This window comes from Aeromonas sp. FDAARGOS 1409, from assembly GCF_019048705.1.
Lineage (GTDB): Bacteria > Pseudomonadota > Gammaproteobacteria > Enterobacterales > Aeromonadaceae > Aeromonas > Aeromonas sanarellii.
In genome coordinates this window covers 367,975-383,723 of record NZ_CP077395.1, presented here as the reverse complement: position 1 = coordinate 383,723, position 15,749 = coordinate 367,975, and the positions used below count along the sequence as shown (strand labels likewise).

The window sequence follows — 15,749 nt, the reverse complement described above, 5'->3', positions numbered from 1 at the left end:
GGCACTATTTGGCTCTCTCTGGCGCGGGGTCGGTGAGCGGCGTGATGCGCCAGCCCTGCTGCTCCAGCAGGGCGAGCAGCCCGTGCTCGCCGTAAAGATGCAGGGCCCCTACCACGATAAAGCTCTCGTTTGGCAGGCTCGGCCACTTCTTGACCCAGTTGCGGTTGCGCTCCGCCAGCAGGGTCTGCTCCAGCCAGGCCTGCAGCTTGGGTGGCGCCATCTCTTCTTTGAGCAGGTTGATCAGGGTGGCCTGATCCCCGTTCTGCCAGGCCGCCATGACCTCGGTGAACCCCTTCTCGAGCTCAGGCAGCTCATCCAGGGTGCTCTCCAGCATCAGGGTCTGGTTGTCGCCGACGCTCGCGAGATAGCCGAGCTGCTCCAGCAGGGTCTCCAGCCCGATGATGGGCTTGCCGCCGTCGTTCGCCCGCTTGGCGAAGTGCTGATCCACCCCGAACTCGCCGCGAAAGCCGGTACGCTCCAGGGCCGCCTGGGTCAGGGTGATGGCCGCAAACCAGGGGCGCAGCGGGGCCAGCATGCTCTCGTTCAGACCGTTCTGGCCGGCGGCGATCAGGGTGCGACGGTAGAGGTCGATGGGCAGGTGATCCTTGAGGGTCTTGCCGTCCACGAGCCGGGTGATGGCGCCCATCTCCTGCCACTGCGCCTGGCTGATGTGGGTCATGTCCACCTCCATCACCAGGGCGCGGCTCTGCTGCCAGGCGCGCTCGACGGGGTCCGGCAGGGGGTAGAGAGAGGGTTTGCCCGCGTGGATGGACCCCAGCAGCCAGTGCTGCTCGCTGCCCTTGTTGATGCGGTAGAAGGCCGGATCGGCCATGGCATGGAGCGGCAGCAGCAGGCAGAGCAGGAAGGAGAGCAGCGTGGGATGGAATCTCATGAGGCACCTTATGTGAGCGGGATGAGTGCTCTATGATAAGTCCTCATTTGTCACAGCCAAGAGGTTTCCCATGCCCCACCTTCGTTTTCGGGCAGTTTCTGTCGACACCCTGCAGCGGATAAGCGGGCCCCTGATGGCGGATCTCTGCGCCCTGACCGGCGGCAAGCCGGAGTTCGTCACCCTGGAGTGCGTGCCGAGCCAGTGGGTACGAGATGGCCAGCCCGAGGCCGGTTTCCCCTTCGTGGAACTGGTCTGGTTCGAGCGCCCGCAAGAGATGCAGAATGCTGCCGCCGCCCTCATCACCCGACACCTGAAAGCGGTGCTGGGGGAGCAGACCTATGTGGTGGTGCAGGTGCTGCCCATAGTGAAATCCCACTACTACAGCAATGGCCAGCACTACTGAAAAATGCCGCCCCGTGGCCTCAGGCAGCGGGGCGGCATTTGTCTGGCGTCAGGCGGATTTGATCAGCAGCCGGTCCAGCCAGCGGCTTGGCAGCAGACGACGCAGCACGGCAAACAATTTGGTCGGGAAGGTGACGGGGTAGCGGTGCTTCGGACGCTTGCTCCTGAGCGCGTGCAGCAGCGGGGGTACGCAGGCCTCGCTCGGCAGGGTGTAGCCCCGGGCCCCCCCTTCGCGCTCCAGCCTCGCCAGCGTCTGGGCATAGGCGGCCTGATGGCGGCTCGCACTCGGGTCTATGTGGCGCAGGAAGGCGTCGCGGGCATTGGCGCGAAACCGGGTGTCGATGGGGCCGGGTTCAATCAGGCTGACGTGCACGCCGCTGCCCGTGAGCTCGAGGCGAAGGGTGTCGGTATAGCCTTCCAGCGCGAACTTGCTGGCGTTGTAGGCGCCGCGATACTTCATGGCCACCAGGCCAAGCACGGAGCTGTTCTGCACTATGCGCCCCTCGCCCGCAGTCAGCATGGGGGGCAGGATCTGGCGAATGAGGTGGTGCCAGCCGAACAGGTTGGTCTCGAACTGCTCGCGCAGCGCCTCGGTGGGCAGATCCTCCAGGGCGCCGGGCTGGCCGTAGGCGCCGTTGTTGAACAGGCCATAGAGGCGGCCCCCGGCCAGGGCCAGCGCCTCTGCCGCCCCCCGCTCTATGCTGGCGGCATCCGCCAGATCCAGCTGCACCGCCAAGAGACCCTGTTGCTGCAACAGGGCCACGTCCCCGGCCTTGCGGGCGGAGGCGATGGCGGTGAAGCCGTGGGCGCTGAGCTTTCTTGCGGCGGCGAGGCCGATGCCGCTGGAGCAGCCTGTGATCAGAACGAAGCGGGACATGGTCGCATCCTTGTGGTGACGGGGCGGGCAAAAGTGCCAGCGGCTTTGCATGTTAACCCGCTGATCAGAAAAAAGAAAACCGGGCCAATCGGCCCGGTTTGCTGAAGTTCAACCCCCTGCTTACAGGATGGTGAACGGCATGATGATGTGGAACTTGACGTCATGCTCGGAGCTGAACATGTTCGGGTAGTACCAGCTGCCCTTGTCGTCCTGTTCGTTGTTGTAGTCGGTGTAGTGCAGCTTGAACAGGGTGCCCTTCAGCTTGCCATCCTGCACCGTGTACATGACGTCGAAGTTCGCCGCCCACTCTTTGCCGCCTTCCAGGGAGCTGTCGCCGTTGTTGGCATCCCAGCCGTAGGCACCGGAGATACCGGCGGCCCAGCCAGGGGCGCCCACCAGATCGTCTAGGGAACGGGTCACGCCGAAGAACACGGCCTTCTCGTCGTTGTGGTTCCAGTCAGAGCGGGAATCCCACCAGATCTCGTTCGCGCCCTGGGAGTTGCCGTAGCCGCGGGTCAGACGGGGCAGGTAGTTGCCCTGGTCACCCTCGGCCTTGGTCCACAGCCCTTCCAGACGGAAGCCATACTGGGCGTAGTTCCAGGAGGCGGTCAGCGCTTGCTGCCAGGCCAGGCCGTCGTAATCGTTGTTGTCGGTCTCGGAGCCGTAGAACTGGTAGCTGGTGTTCAGGCCACCCAGTACGTCGAACTTGTGGGCCAGCTTGAAGTGGTAGCTGTCCATGTAGCCTTCGGACTGACCGAAAGCACCCGTGATGGCGGTGCCGTTCTCGAAGGTGTAGCGCGCGGCCAGACCGTGGATGTAGTCGATCTTGTTCTCGTCGCTGAAGGGATCGCTGGCATAGGGGTTGCTCTTGGAGAAGCCGGCGGTGTTCTTGAACCAGGGCGCCTTGTATTCGTCGGCGATGGCGTAGGTCAGGTAGAGGCCGCCGAAGGTGCCTTCGATCTGGCCGCCGCGGTAGGTACCGGGTTGATAGGACCAGTTGACCCCCAGGATGCCGGGTACGTAGAGCTGGGTATAACCCCCCTTGGCGGTGACATGCTCACCGAACTTGAATTTCAGGGCGGCGTTGGAGAGGCTGAAGCCGTTCTCGGGGACGCCGTCACCACCTGAACCCCACTGGTCGCCCCAGAAGGAGAATTCGTTCTCTTCGTTGACGCCGTTGCTCTCGTCGACGGCCAGGTCATAGGCGCCGAAGCCGCCCAGGTCGATACCCACCACGTCCCAGGCATAGCCGGAGTTGAGGTTCAGGGCCGCCTGGGTGGTGGCATGGCTCAGGTTGGAGTGGTATTTGCCATCTTGGCCGGGACCGGCCTGCTTGCGGTCACGCTCGCGCTGGAAGTAGAAGAGACCGCCGGTGACTTTGGCATCCTCGGTGAACGCCTCGTAGGACTTGCCGTACTCGGGGCTCATCATGTCCTGGGCTGCGAGCGCCATGCCAGGGGCGACCAGCGCCGCGACCACGGCGGCACTCAAGGCGGCGCGCTTGAAGATCACTTTTTCCATTTGTTATTGCTCCTGATTTTATGGACTTAGCTTTTTTATCCGGCAGTCGGACGCAGGCCCGCCGCTCGGTATTGGCATTGCAATCAAGGCCCCGCAGGGCAAAAAAACGTCTGTCTGTGCTGTGGCCCTTTCCCGGATGCCTTGGCGCATCTGTGATGGGCGGTCTGTATCGTGACAGTCTTTATTTTGTGTGTGCCGACCCTTGGCGATCGGACAACTCAAGAGTACGTTCGCGGTGCGAAATATCAACATGAAGTTCCCGCCAAGTTTCAAAAATATGACCGAGTGCAAATAATCATGATTCTTGATGTGGGCACTCCAAGCCCACGTACATCGGCAATGAGAACGCTTTCAGGTGGTGTTCACCGTTATCCTGTGCGGATCTTGTCGGGAAGGCAGAACTTTCTTTGTTAACTTGGTGGCAACATATAATTTTGTGTCACAAAAAAAGATTCGGCCTGCTCCGGATGTGCGTCGCCGACGCAGGCTGGGGAGCCTGGTCTGCAACCAGGGTGCCGGCATGGGGGAAGAGTCGCAAAGAATTGTTCCGGCCTCGCCGGCCTGTGGGCCCGGACTGGAGATCCCGGGGGCGAGTATGGGGGGAAACGCAGGCCCGGCACGGCGCCGGGCCCGGGATCAGGCCTGGCTCAGGATCCGGGGGATCTGCTGGGCCTGGTGGTGGATGTGCTCCGAGACCTGCACCGAGAGACGGCTGCCCTGACGGGCGTGCTGGCTGATGCGGCCGATGAGGGCGGCGAAGCTGGCGAGCCTGTGCTCCTGGCTGCGGGCGTTGTCGGCCCCCTGCAGCGCGATGACGGCGGTGCTGCGCGCCATCTCCCGCACCGTCTGGGTGGTCTGGCGCAGCTGTTCGGCCTGCTGGCGCTGATCGGCGGCCTCCGCGGTGATGCGGGACAGCACGGTGGCGAGCTGATCCCCCGCCTGGGTGAGGCTCGCCAGGATCTCGGTGATCTGGCCGAGGGAGCGCTGGGTGTCGGCGGAGAGGTGACGCACCTCGTCGGCGACGACCGCAAAGCCGCGTCCCTGCTCCCCGGCGCGGGCCGCTTCGATGGCGGCGTTGAGCGCCAGCAGGTTGGTCTGCTGGGAGATGTGGCCGATGACGTCGACGATGGCGGTCACGTCCTCCACCGAGCGGGTGAGTTGGGCCAGGGCCGCGCTGCTCTCGTCGATGGCAAGCCCGGTCTGGGCGGTGGCCGTCAGCATGCCACCCACCAGCTGCTCGCTCTGGGTCATGGAGTGTTCGTTGTGCTGGGCGTGCTGGGCGATTTCGGCGGCGACCTGGTGCACCTCGCTGGCGAGCTGGTTGAGCTCCTGCATCATGGTGTCGCTCTCATCCACCGCCTGCTCCGTGGTGCGGGTACTGTGATGGATCTCCTGCACCTGGGCCACCATCTCCTGCAGGCTGGAGGAGACGCTGGAGAGTTGCCCCGCCTTCTGCTGCTGATCCTGTTGCAGCCGCTCAATGAGGCGGTTGTAGCTCGCGACTATGTCGGCAAGCTCGTTGCGCTCGCGCCCCTGGGCCAGCAGCTGGGCCTGACCCGTGGCATCGAGCTGCAGGAAGGCGGCCCGCAGTTGCAGCAGGGGGCTGACCAGCCAGCGGCGCTGCACCAGAGCGAACAGCAGGGCGACCACCACCAGGCAGAGCGCCAGCACGCCGAGCACGGTGGCCAGCTCCCGGTTCATCGTCTGACGGGCGGCGGCGAGCCGCTCTCCCAGCTGTTCCCCGGCCTGCAGCAGCTGGGTGATGTCCTGCTGCACCATCTGACGCGCGGCCTGCTGCTGTTGCAGCGCCTTGCGGCTGTTCTGGAGCTCCTGCGGATAGCGTTTGAGCAGGGAGGTCAGCTCGGCTTTGGGCTGATCCCCGAGCTCCTTGCGCTGCGGCTCCCCCAGGGTGAACTCGTCGGCCGGGGCCTCCTCGAAGAAATCCAGGCTCGGCAAGGCCGCCAGGGAGTCTGCCTGCCTTTGCAGGGCGGCCAGCTCGAACTGCAACCCCTCGAGGCGCTTGGCGCTCGCCTGCTCCATGTAGTTCTGGCGCTGGTGGGCGAGGGCGGGCAGGGCGGCCAGTATGTCGACGGCCCCCTGGCGATACTGCTCGGCGAGCGCCGGATCCCGCCCGGAGGCGACCCCCTGCTGGCCATAGCGCAGCAGGGCGCGGGCCTGGGTGGTCAACTCGTTCTCGGCATTTTGCAGCAACCACTGGCTGTTGCCGGAGAGCTTGCCCGCCGCCAGGTAGTCGCCGTCGATACGTGCCCCCATCTGTTCGAGCCGGGCCCGCAGAGGGCCGGTCAGGGTGTCGTCCTGGCTGGATAGCAGGGCCAGCGCCTGCTGGCGTACGCCCTGGGCCTGGGCCAGCAGCAGGGGATCCCCGCTGCCGAGGTAGTCGCGAAGCGCCCCTTGCAGGGAGCCGCTCAGCTGCCGCTGCAGTTGCTCCTGCTGGCGCTGGGCCTGCTCGGCCCGGTTGAACTGCTGCCAGCCCTGATAGAGGGCGGCGGCCTGAACACCGGCCACCAGCAACAAGACGAGGGAGGAGAGGGAGGCGTAATGGGCAATTTTCACTTTTCAGTCCTGCTTGAACCACGCAATGGGCGTGAGCTTAAGCAGGCCTGATGGCGTTTTTATGACAGAGGCTCTGCAACTGGCTGAGTCTTGGGTGTTTTTACCAGCAGGCCCAGCAGGGCGCCGCCCATGATAAGGGCCCCCGCCAGCAGATGGCGCGGGGTGAGCGCTTCGCCGTTGAGCCAGACCAGCAGCAGGGTACTCAGCAAGGGGGTGAGGTAGGCCAGCGCCCCGATGCGGCGCGGATCCCCGTCCCGCAGCGCCAGATACCAGGTGACGAAGGCCGCCCCCATGGGGCCGAGGGCGAGCCCGGCGATGAGCAGCCAGTCCCCCTGGGGGATCCTGGCGAATGGCAAGGGGCCTTCCAGCATCCATGCCAGTAGCAGGGCCAAGAGCCCTGCGGGCAGGCAGGCGGCGGCCGTGACCACGGCGGGAGCGGGAGGCAGGCGGCGGGAGAGCACGGAATAGGCGCCCCAGACGATGGCGGCGCCGAGCGCCAGCAGGTAGCCGGGCAGATGGGCCTGTTGCAGTTGCAGGTGACCATCGACCATCACCAGCACCGACCCCGCGAGACCCAGGGCCCCGGCCAGCAGATGGTGCAGGCTCAGGGGATGACCCGGCAGCAGCAAGGGGGTGAACAGGATGATGCACAGCGGCCACAGGTAGTTGATGAGGTTCGCCTCCAGCACGGGGGCGTGGCGAAAGCTTGTGAACAGCAGCAGGTGATAGAGCAGCAGGGCGGTGATGGTCACCAGCCAGGTGAGGGGGCTGGCGCGCCACTGGCGCCAGAATGGCAGGGTGCCCGCCCCGCAGAACAGCAGCACCAGCCCGACCAGAACCAGCGGCGAGACGCTGGTGATCCGGGAGGTGAGCGCGGCGAGGGAGGCCCACAGCAAGATGGTGAGCAGGGCAAAACCGGTGGACTTGTCCCACCAGGAAGACACAGGCATCCAACACTCCTTTGCAAGATGAATGAACGAAAAAGAGGGCCAGTCTAGCAGACTGGCCCTCGTCACACAGCGTTGCCGTGACGGTGCGGGTCAGGACTCCCGACTCGGGACGGCCCCTGCCGCCGGGGCCAGGGACTGCCCCTTGACGTACCAGACGATGAGCGCCAGCACCAGCAGCGGCAGCACGGGGTCGAACCAGGTGCCGCCGGAGCCAAACAGCAGGTTCAGCAGGGCGACGCCGGTACCGCCGATGGCCCAGGCGATGGTGGTCGGGATGGACCAGACGATCATCTGCTGCTTGACGTCGGAGATCCCCATCATGCGGTTGACCACCCAGAACAGGCTGTCGTTGAAGTAACCGAAGAAGAGCGACCCCATGGTGGCGGCCTGGGCGGCCAGCAGCATGTTGACCCCGGGGATCTGCGCCAGGATGGGGGCGGAGATGGAGGCCGCCGTCACCATGGCCACGGTGCCGGACCCCTGGATGAGGCGCACCAGGGTCGCCACGATGAAGGGGATCAGGATGGGGGAGATGGGCAGCTGGGCGATCTGCTCGGCCAGTTGCTGACCCGCACCGCTGTCGCGCAGCACGGCCCCCAGCGCCCCACCGGCACCGGTCACCAGCAGTATGATGCCGGCGGATTGCAGCCCCTCTTCCAGGCGGGCGGCGGTGGCGTGCCTGTCCATGTGCGGGACCAGGGTATAGACCGCCAGCAGCACGCTGATGGCCAGCGCTATGATGGGGGTGCCGATGAAGTTGATGCCCTGCACCAGGGGGTTCGCCATCAGGCCGTCCATGCCCTCCAGGGTGGCCAGGGTGGTGAAGATGGCCTTGACGAAGATGAGCACTATGGGCACCAGGATCGGCAGCAGCGACAGGGTCAGGCTCGGCAGGGTCTTGCCCTCCTTCTCCTTGAGGTACTGCTCATAGGTGGCTTGCAGCTCGTCCGGGGTCTGGGCGGCCTGGGCGCCGAACTCGGGGTACTTCTTGTCGAGCCACTGGGCGTAGAAGACGATGCCGAGCACGCAGGGGATGGCCAGGGCCATGCCGGTCAGCAGCATGGCGCCGATGTCCACCCCGAACAGGCCGGCAACCCCCAGCGGGCCCGGGGTCGGCGGCACGGTATGGTGGGTCACCACCAGGCCGCCCGCGAGCGCCACCCCGAGGGTGAGCAGGGAGCGCTTGCCGCTCTTCGCCAGCGCCTTGGCCACCGGATAGAGGATGACGAAGGCGGAGTCCACGAAGATGGGGATGCTGACGATGTAGCCCGTGATGGCCAGGGCCCACTCCTCGCGGCGCTTGCCGAGCCACTTGATGAAGCTGTAGGCGATCTGTTCGGCGGCGCCCGACACCTCCAGCAGGCGACCCATCATGACCCCGAGGCCAATGACGATGCCGATGCTGCCGAGGGTGGAGCCAAAGCCCTGGGTGATCACGGTGAGGGTCTTGTCGATGCTCATGCCGCCGGTGATCCCGGCGATGCAGGCCGCCGCCAGCATGGCGATCAGGGCGTGCACCCGGGTACGGATGACCAGGAACACCAGCACGAAGACCGCGATGATGAGACCGATGATGGGGGTAGGGATGTCGCTCATGATGCCTCCTGCATGTCATGGGTGATGAAACTGTCGATGATGTCGGCAAACGTCCTGTCTGCCGCGAAGCCGAGGGCGCTGGCCCGCTGGTTGTCGATGCGCCCCGGCCAGCTCGCCACGATGCGCTCGATGGCCGGATCGGCGGCAAACTGCACCCGCTCCAAAGCCTCCTGACCCCCGACTCTGGCGAGGGCCTCCAGCATCTCGCCGACGGTCACGCTGATGCCGGGCAGGTTGATGCTGCGGGCGTCACCGGTGGCGGGAAGCCTGGCCGCCAGCAGGAAGTTCGCGACCACGGTGGCGGGGCTGGAGAGCCAGAGGCGCAGATCCGGGCTCACCGGGCAGAGGGCGCTCTCCCCTTGCAGCGGCTCGCGGATGATGCTGCTGACAAAGGAGGAGGCGGCGCGGTTCGGCTTGCCCGGCCGCACGCAGATGGTAGGCAGGCGCAATACCAGACCGTCGACGAAGCCCTTGCGGCTGTAGTCGTTGACCAGCAGTTCCCCCATGGCCTTCTGGGCGCCGTAGGAGGAGGTCGGGGTCAGGGCAGTGCCGTCATTCACCAGCTCCGGCAGCGGGCCGCCATAGACGGCGAGCGAGCTGGTGAAGACGAAGCGGATGCCGGAGCGGGCGTGGCGGCACGCCTCCAGCAGGGTGCGGGTGGTGTCCAGGTTGACCTTCCAGCCGAGATCGAAGTCCTGCTCCGCGTGGCTGCTGACGATGGCGGCCAGGTGGTAGACCACGGCGGTCCGCTCGCCGATGAGGGACTCGGCGACACCGGGTTCGGTGAGGTCGGCCCGCAGGCAGCGAACCCTGGGGTCCGGCAGGGGGGATTGCGGCTGCTGGATGTCCACCAGCAGCAGCTCGGTGAAGGGGTGGGGGCCTTGCAGCAGGGCCCGGGCCAGTTTCTGGCCCAGGAAGCCACCGCCGCCGGTGATGATGATCTGCATCTTGTTATCCTCAGACTCGTTCATGTTCAGGGTCGTTATTGTTGTGTCAGCCAGCCCAGCCCTTCCCGGGTGCTGGCTCTGGGGTTGTATTCGCAGCCTATCCAGTCGTGGTAGCCCGCCTGCGCCAGCACCTTGAACAGGTGGGGGTAGGCGATCTCCCCTTCGTCCGGCTCGTGGCGATCCGGCACCGAGGCGATCTGGACGTGGCCGATGGCCTGGCCCAGCTTGCCGATGAGACGGGTGAGATCCCCGTCCATGATCTGGGCGTGGTAGAGGTCGAGCTGCACCCCCACGTTGGGTCTGTCTATCTCCTGCACCAGGGCCAGGGCGTCGAGCTGGTGGGCCAGGAAGTAGCCGGGCACATCCCGATCGTTGAGGGGCTCGAGCAGTACCTTGATGCCGTCTTCGGCCAGGAAGTCGGCGGCGAAGCGGATGTTGTCGATCAGGGTCTGGCGGTGGGCCGAGAGGCTATGAGCCGGGTCGACTATGCCGCTCATGGCGTGCACCTTGGTGCAGCCGAGCGCCAGGGCGTAGTCACGCACGGTTGGCAGGTGGGCGCGAAACTCCGCTTCCCGCCCCGGGATGGCGGCCATGCCGCGCTCCCCCGCCCCCCAGTTGCCCGGCGGCATGTTGAACAGGGCCTGGGAGAGTCCCTGCTCGCGCAAGCGGCGGCCCAGCTCTGCGGCCGGCCACTCGTAGGGGAAGAGGAACTCCACCGCGGCGAAGCCTGCGTCGCGGGCGGCGGCGAAGCGCTCCAGGAACGGCACCTCGGTAAACAGCATGGTGAGATTGGCGGCAAACTTGCTCATGGTTTCATCCTCCTCAATTCATCAATTTCGGGTTCGCTCAGGTAGCGGATGGAGTGGCCATGGAGCATCAGTGCCAGGCGCGCCGTCTCCTCCAGCTCTTCCATGTTGTTGACTGCATCCACCAGATCCTTGCCCGTCACCACGGGGCCGTGGTTGGCAAGCAGGAAGGCGTTGCCCTCGGGGGCGCGGCGCCCCAGCTCCTCGGCGATGCGGGCATCCCCCGGTTTGTAGTAGGGGATGAGCGGCAACTGGCCGACCCGCATCACGTAGTAGGGGGTGAAGGGGCGGATGACGTTGGCCGGATCCAGCCCCTCCAGGCAGGAGAGGGCGGTCAGGTGGGTGCAGTGCAGGTGCACCACGGCCCGGCAGTCCGGATTGTTGTGGTAGATGGCGAGGTGGAAGGCCACCTCCTTGGAGGGGCGATCCCCCCCCAGGTGTTCCCCCTGCAGGTTGACGTGAGAGAGCCTGTCGGCGCTCAGGCGTCCCAGGCAGGAGCCGGTGGGAGTGGCGATCAGGGTGCCGTCCGGCAGCAGGGCGGAGAGGTTGCCGGCGCCCCCGGTGGCGTAACCGCGCTGGAAGAGGGAGGCCCCCAGCATCACCATGGTGTCGCGCAGTGCCTGTTCAGTCATGGAAGTACTCCTGAGCCTTGTCGAAGAAGTCGTCGCTCCCGAAATTGCCGGACTTGAGGGCCAGCGACAGGGGGGCGTCGAGGGCCCGCACCCAGGGCACACCGGGGGCGATCTGCGGGCCTATGTGGAACGCCTTGACGCCGAGGGCCTGGGTGACCCGGCTCGAGGTCTCACCACCGGCGATGATGAAGCGATCCACCCCGGCCTCCTGCAGCAGTTGGGCGAGGCGGGCAAAGCAGTGCTCCACCGCGTCGCTGGCCGCCTGCTGGCCGTGGGTCTCCTGAATGCGGGCCAGCTCAACCGGGCTGGTGGTGGCGTAGACGAGCGGCGCCGGGGTCCGGGGCTGGGCCAGTACCCAGCGCGCCAGCTCGGCCGGGTAGTCGGCCTCCTCGAGGCAACGCACCACGTCCAACGCCAGGGCTGGGGCGTGCTGGCGGTAGCGGGCCACCTGGCGGTTGGTCATCTCGGAGCAGGATCCCGACAGCACCGCGGCGCGGGTGCCTCTGGGCCAGCCCGCCTCGCGGGCACCCTGCAGATCGCCGCTGCCAAGTTGGCGGGCCAGGCCGATGGCGAGGCCGGATCCGCCGGTCACCAGGGGCATGTCGAGGGCGGCGGTGGCGATGTCCAGCAGGTGCTGCTCGGTCAGGGTGTCGACCACGGCGTAGCGCACGCCAGCTTGTGTTAGCTGCTCAAAGGCGTCGGCAATGGCGGTGGCACCCTGTGCGATGGTATTGAACGGCACCAGACCGGCGCGGCCCTGGGCCTGTCCCTCCATCAGCCGCAGCAGGTTGCTGTCGGTCATGGGGGTGATGGGGTGGTGGCGCATGCCGGACTCGGCCAGCGGCTGGGCGCCGACGAAGAGGTTGCCCTGATAGACGGTGCGACCATTCACCGGCAGGGCCGGGCAGATCAGGGTGAACTTGCTCTCCAGCGCCGCCAGCAGGGCGTCGGTGACGGGGCCGATATTGCCCGCTGCCGTGCTGTCGAAGGTGGAGCAGTACTTCTGGTAGATGCGCGGGCAGCCGCGGGCCTTGAGCCAGTCGAGGGCCGCCAGGGAGTCGCGCACCGCTTCGCCCGCGGGGCAGGAACGGCTCTTGAGGCTGATCACCACGGCATCGACCGGGGGCAGATCCCCATCATGCTCCGGCACGCCGGCGAGTTGCAGGGTGGAGAGGCCGTTCTCCACCAGGAAACCGGCGATGTCGGTGGCGCCGGTGAAGTCGTCTGCGATGACACCGAGTTTCATAGCAGTTCCTCCTGACCCGGCAGCTGGATGCCGGAGAAGATCTTGATGACGGCGCTGTCATCTTCCTGGCCGTGCCCTGCATTGCTGGCGCCGAGGAACATGTTCAGCGCCGTGCTCGCGAGCGGCAGCGGGAAGCGCAGCGCCTTGGCGGTGTCCGCTACCAGGGTGAGATCCTTGACGAAGATGTCCACTGCGGAGCGGGCCTGGTAGTCACCGGCCAGCACCCGGGGCATGCGGTTTTCAAACATCCAGGAGTTGCCGGCGGCATGGGTCACCACGTCATACATGAGATCCAGGGACACGCCAGCCCGGCTGGCCAACGCCATGGCCTCGGCGGCCACCGCGATGTGCACCCCGGCCAGCAGCTGGTGGATGATCTTGACCGTGCTGCCCTGGCCCGGCTCGCTGCCGACCCGGTAGACCTTGCCGGCCACCGCATCCAGCACCGGGGCCAGCTTGTCGAAGGCGGTGTCGGAGCCTGCGGCCATCACCGTCATTTCGCCCGCGTCGGCCTTGATGGCGCCACCGGAAACCGGCGCATCCAGCATCGGCAGTCCCAGCTGCGCCAGCTCGGCGGCCAGGGCGCTCGCCTCTTCGGCGGCTATGGTGGAAGAGACCATGATGGCGGTGCCCGGTTTGAGGTGGCGAGCCAGCCCCGCTTCGCCGAGCAGGATGCGGCGCACCTGGGTGGCGTTGACCACCAGCAGCAACACGGCATCGAGCGTCTCGGCCAGGGGCCTGGCATCGGCCATGACGGCGGCGGCACCGGCCTGCTGCAGCTGGCCGCGGGCCTGTTCGCTGAGGTCGATGCCATAGGTGGTGAGCCCGGCCCGCAGGCAGGAGCGGGCGGCGCCCATGCCCATGGCGCCCAGGCCGATGACCGCAACATGATAGGGAGTGCTCATCTCGTGATTCCTCGATTACGACTGATGAGCCGATAGTAGAGGCTTGCGGCGATGAAATATCAGGTAGTCGTCACAAAAAATAACTTATTTGGTGTTAATTTTTGTTATTTGTGTGGGTTAAGATTCTTTCGAGTCAAGTTTTGGCGTTTTTAGTGTGAATAAATGTGATTTGTGAGCCCGTTTCAGGTTATTTATCATTTTTTCCCAGGTCGCTGGGGTAGAATGGCACCTTCCTTTTCCCGAGGCGCGAGGCAAGATGATTCCCGTAGAGCGACAGCAACGTATCCTGCAACTGCTGGCAGAGCGCGGCGTGGTCAGCATAGTGGAGCTGACCGACTGGCTGCAGGTCTCCCACATGACCATCAGGCGCGACATCCAGAAGCTGGAGGAGCAGGGGCGGGTACTCTCTGTCTCCGGCGGGGTCAGCCTCTCCCAGCGGATCAAGAGCGAGCCCTCCCACGCTGCCAAGCGCAGCCTGATGCAGGGGGCCAAGCTGGCCATCGCCCGGCTCGCCGCCGCCCAGGTGAGCGAGGGGTGCACCGTCTATCTGGATGCCGGCACCACCTCCCTGGAGCTGGCCCGGGAGTTGGCGCTGCGGGAAGACCTGATGATAGTGACCAACGACTTCATGGTGTGCGCCTATCTCATCGAGCACGGCCGCTGCCGCCTCTATCACACCGGGGGCCAGGTCATTCGCGAGAACCAGTCCTGCGCCGGGGAGGCCACCGCCCACTTCCTGCGCAACCTCCATCTGGACGTTGCCTTCCTGTCAGCCTCCTCCTGGGACAGTCAGGGGATCTCCACCCCTAGCGAACAGAAGGTGCCGGTGAAGCGGGCCGTGGTGGAGTCGGCGGCGACCCGCATCCTCATCTGCGACTCGTCCAAATATGGCAAGGTGGGGACTTTCAACGTGGTGGGCTGGGATGCGATCGATCAGGTGATCACCGACGAGCAGCTGCCCCAGAGCGCCCGCGAGGCGCTGGCCCAGCACGGGGTCAGGGTGACCATGGCACCGCTGGCCAGCCTGGCGGTCAGCGCCGAGTGAGGGGGACTCGTCCCTGAGACTGGTCAGGGACGGGCCCCGGGTCAGCGGCTGCCTGCCGCCGGCTCCTCCGCCAGGTTGGCGGAGCCCTGGATCACCTCCCCCGCCTTCTCGATGTCCCGTCCCATCCCGTGGATGGTGTTGCAGCCCAGCAACCAGAGGCTGGCACAGAGCACCAGCAGCATGCGATTTGCGTTCATCCTTCCTCCTTGCATCCTATGGGGTCAGTTTGAGCAGGCGTCCCTGACCCGAGTCCGTCAGCAGATAGAGCGCGCCGTCGGGGCCCTCCTTGACGGTACGGATCCGCTCCCCCAGATCGGTCAGCAACCGCTCCTGTGACACTATGGTGTCCCCGTCGAGGCGCAGGCGCAACAGGGCCTGACCGCGCAGGGCGCCGACCAGCAGATCCCCCCGCCACTCCTTGAACAGCTCCCCCTGATAAAAGGTCATGCCCGAGGGGGCGATGGAGGGCACCCAGATCCAGCGCGGCGCCGTCAGGCCCGGCGCGCTCTGGCCCACGCCAATCTTGCCGCCACCGTACTCCTCGCCGAAGGTCACTCTGGGCCAGCCGTAGTTGTGGCCGGGCAGGATGAGGTTCACCTCGTCCCCGCCCTGGGGGCCGTGCTCGTGGGCCCAGAATTGCTGGCTAACCGGGCGCAGCGCCGCCCCCTGCATGTTGCGATGACCCAGGCTCCAGATCTCCGGCAGGGCCCCCGCCGTCTTGACGAAGGGATTGTCGGCGGGGACCCGGCCATCCTTGTGCAGGCGCACCGTCTTGCCGAGGTGGTTGTCGAGGGTCTGGGCCCGCTCCCGCTCGCTGTAGCGATCGCCCAGGGTGATGAAGAGATAGCCATCCTCGGTCAGTACCAGGCGGGAGCCGAAGTGGGCGCCGCCGGCGACCTTGGGCTGCTGGCGAAACAGCAGTTGCCAGTCGACGAGGGCGTCCTTTTGCAACCGGGCTCGGGCCACTGCGGTGCCGGCGCCGCCGTCCCCCGGCTCGCTGTAGCTGAGATACACCCAGTCATCGCCGTCCAGGGCGAGATCGAGCAGCCCCCCCTGACCCGCGGCGGCGAGGGGGGGCAGGCCCGAGATCACCTGGCGGTTGCCGTCTGCGTCGATGCGCAGCAGGCGGCCCGGGCGCTCGCTGACGAGGTAGCCGCCATCGGGGAGAAACGCGAGCCCCCAGGGGTGGCGCAGATCTCCCGCCACTTGGGCCAGGGTCAGCGCCCGCACCGGGAGCGCCAGGCAGACAAGCAGCAGGGCAAGCAGTCGCAACATGGGGGATATCCTCTCTCTGGCCAGGCCTGAACGTCGCTGAAGTATAGGGGAAGGGAGCTGGAAAACGTGAGACACAACAAG

The 15,749-nt window shown here is 66.1% G+C and carries 15 protein-coding genes; 2 read left to right on the top strand and 13 right to left on the bottom strand.

All coding sequences use genetic code 11. The features are described from left to right. Positions 1 to 4 precede the first annotated feature (4 nt). A complete protein-coding gene (locus I6L39_RS01780) occupies positions 5 to 892 on the bottom strand; it encodes a TraB/GumN family protein (protein WP_216990863.1) in 888 nt (295 codons plus the stop codon). 70 nt (positions 893 to 962) lie between these two features. Here I6L39_RS01780 and I6L39_RS01775 point away from each other — a divergent pair, with 70 nt between their 5' ends. Then, a complete protein-coding gene (locus I6L39_RS01775) occupies positions 963 to 1,295 on the top strand; it encodes a DUF1904 family protein (protein WP_216990862.1) in 333 nt (110 codons plus the stop codon). 48 nt (positions 1,296 to 1,343) lie between these two features. Here the strand turns inward: I6L39_RS01775 and I6L39_RS01770 are convergent, their stop codons facing one another. From I6L39_RS01770 to ltnD, 10 genes are all read right to left on the bottom strand, one after another. Beyond that, positions 1,344 to 2,171: an SDR family oxidoreductase gene (locus I6L39_RS01770; RefSeq protein WP_216990861.1), complete on the bottom strand. Its 828-nt coding sequence runs from the start codon at positions 2,169 to 2,171 to the stop codon at positions 1,344 to 1,346. A 120-nt stretch (positions 2,172 to 2,291) separates the two neighbouring features. Next, positions 2,292 to 3,692: an OprD family outer membrane porin gene (locus tag I6L39_RS01765; RefSeq protein WP_216990860.1), complete on the bottom strand. Its 1,401-nt coding sequence runs from the start codon at positions 3,690 to 3,692 to the stop codon at positions 2,292 to 2,294. 636 nt (positions 3,693 to 4,328) lie between these two features. Beyond that, complete coding sequence (locus I6L39_RS01760) at positions 4,329 to 6,266, bottom strand: methyl-accepting chemotaxis protein (protein ID WP_216990859.1); 1,938 nt, start codon at positions 6,264 to 6,266, stop codon at positions 4,329 to 4,331. 59 nt (positions 6,267 to 6,325) lie between these two features. Further along, a complete protein-coding gene (locus tag I6L39_RS01755) occupies positions 6,326 to 7,216 on the bottom strand; it encodes a DMT family transporter (RefSeq protein ID WP_216990858.1) in 891 nt (296 codons plus the stop codon). A gap of 90 nt (positions 7,217 to 7,306) precedes the next feature. Then, positions 7,307 to 8,812, bottom strand: coding sequence for a GntP family permease (locus tag I6L39_RS01750; protein ID WP_010673294.1), 1,506 nt, complete (start codon positions 8,810 to 8,812; stop codon positions 7,307 to 7,309). Beyond that, a complete protein-coding gene (denD, locus tag I6L39_RS01745) occupies positions 8,809 to 9,759 on the bottom strand; it encodes a D-erythronate dehydrogenase (RefSeq protein ID WP_216990857.1) in 951 nt (316 codons plus the stop codon). The genes I6L39_RS01750 and denD overlap by 4 nt, the downstream gene beginning before the upstream one ends. Before the next feature lie 35 nt (positions 9,760 to 9,794). Then, positions 9,795 to 10,568 carry a 2-oxo-tetronate isomerase gene (gene otnI, locus I6L39_RS01740; RefSeq protein ID WP_042074857.1) on the bottom strand — a complete coding sequence of 258 codons (774 nt, stop codon included), beginning with the start codon at positions 10,566 to 10,568 and terminating at the stop codon, positions 9,795 to 9,797. Further along, positions 10,565 to 11,197, bottom strand: a complete 633-nt coding sequence (locus I6L39_RS01735) for an aldolase (RefSeq protein WP_041214644.1) — start codon at positions 11,195 to 11,197, stop codon at positions 10,565 to 10,567. The genes otnI and I6L39_RS01735 overlap by 4 nt, the downstream gene beginning before the upstream one ends. Beyond that, positions 11,190 to 12,443, bottom strand: a complete 1,254-nt coding sequence (otnK, locus tag I6L39_RS01730; protein ID WP_042074855.1) for a 3-oxo-tetronate kinase — start codon at positions 12,441 to 12,443, stop codon at positions 11,190 to 11,192. The genes I6L39_RS01735 and otnK overlap by 8 nt, the downstream gene beginning before the upstream one ends. Continuing rightward, positions 12,440 to 13,348, bottom strand: a complete 909-nt coding sequence (gene ltnD, locus I6L39_RS01725; RefSeq protein ID WP_216990856.1) for an L-threonate dehydrogenase — start codon at positions 13,346 to 13,348, stop codon at positions 12,440 to 12,442. Before ltnD ends, otnK begins: the two co-directional genes overlap by 4 nt. 256 nt (positions 13,349 to 13,604) lie before the next feature. Here ltnD and I6L39_RS01720 point away from each other — a divergent pair, with 256 nt between their 5' ends. Then, positions 13,605 to 14,393, top strand: coding sequence for a DeoR/GlpR family DNA-binding transcription regulator (locus I6L39_RS01720; RefSeq protein WP_042074853.1), 789 nt, complete (start codon positions 13,605 to 13,607; stop codon positions 14,391 to 14,393). A gap of 41 nt (positions 14,394 to 14,434) precedes the next feature. Here I6L39_RS01720 and I6L39_RS01715 read toward each other — a convergent pair whose 3' ends face one another. Beyond that, on the bottom strand, positions 14,435 to 14,590 hold the full coding sequence (locus tag I6L39_RS01715; protein ID WP_084202561.1) for an entericidin A/B family lipoprotein: 156 nt from the start codon (positions 14,588 to 14,590) through the stop codon (positions 14,435 to 14,437). Between the two features lie 16 nt (positions 14,591 to 14,606). Next, positions 14,607 to 15,668: a PQQ-dependent sugar dehydrogenase gene (locus I6L39_RS01710; protein ID WP_216990855.1), complete on the bottom strand. Its 1,062-nt coding sequence runs from the start codon at positions 15,666 to 15,668 to the stop codon at positions 14,607 to 14,609. Positions 15,669 to 15,749: the final 81 nt, after the last annotated feature.

Coding starts and splice junctions, on each gene's coding strand:
- I6L39_RS01720 (WP_042074853.1), top strand. CDS start 13,605: ATGATTCCCGTAGAGCGACAGCAACGTATCCTGCAACTGCTGGCAGAG.
- otnK (WP_042074855.1), bottom strand. CDS start 12,443: ATGAAACTCGGTGTCATCGCAGACGACTTCACCGGCGCCACCGACATC.
- denD (WP_216990857.1), bottom strand. CDS start 9,759: ATGCAGATCATCATCACCGGCGGCGGTGGCTTCCTGGGCCAGAAACTG.
- I6L39_RS01755 (WP_216990858.1), bottom strand. CDS start 7,216: ATGCCTGTGTCTTCCTGGTGGGACAAGTCCACCGGTTTTGCCCTGCTC.
- I6L39_RS01750 (WP_010673294.1), bottom strand. CDS start 8,812: ATGAGCGACATCCCTACCCCCATCATCGGTCTCATCATCGCGGTCTTC.
- I6L39_RS01775 (WP_216990862.1), top strand. CDS start 963: ATGCCCCACCTTCGTTTTCGGGCAGTTTCTGTCGACACCCTGCAGCGG.
- I6L39_RS01770 (WP_216990861.1), bottom strand. CDS start 2,171: ATGTCCCGCTTCGTTCTGATCACAGGCTGCTCCAGCGGCATCGGCCTC.
- I6L39_RS01780 (WP_216990863.1), bottom strand. CDS start 892: ATGAGATTCCATCCCACGCTGCTCTCCTTCCTGCTCTGCCTGCTGCTG.
- I6L39_RS01715 (WP_084202561.1), bottom strand. CDS start 14,590: ATGAACGCAAATCGCATGCTGCTGGTGCTCTGTGCCAGCCTCTGGTTG.
- I6L39_RS01735 (WP_041214644.1), bottom strand. CDS start 11,197: ATGACTGAACAGGCACTGCGCGACACCATGGTGATGCTGGGGGCCTCC.
- I6L39_RS01765 (WP_216990860.1), bottom strand. CDS start 3,692: ATGGAAAAAGTGATCTTCAAGCGCGCCGCCTTGAGTGCCGCCGTGGTC.
- I6L39_RS01710 (WP_216990855.1), bottom strand. CDS start 15,668: ATGTTGCGACTGCTTGCCCTGCTGCTTGTCTGCCTGGCGCTCCCGGTG.
- ltnD (WP_216990856.1), bottom strand. CDS start 13,348: ATGAGCACTCCCTATCATGTTGCGGTCATCGGCCTGGGCGCCATGGGC.
- otnI (WP_042074857.1), bottom strand. CDS start 10,568: ATGAGCAAGTTTGCCGCCAATCTCACCATGCTGTTTACCGAGGTGCCG.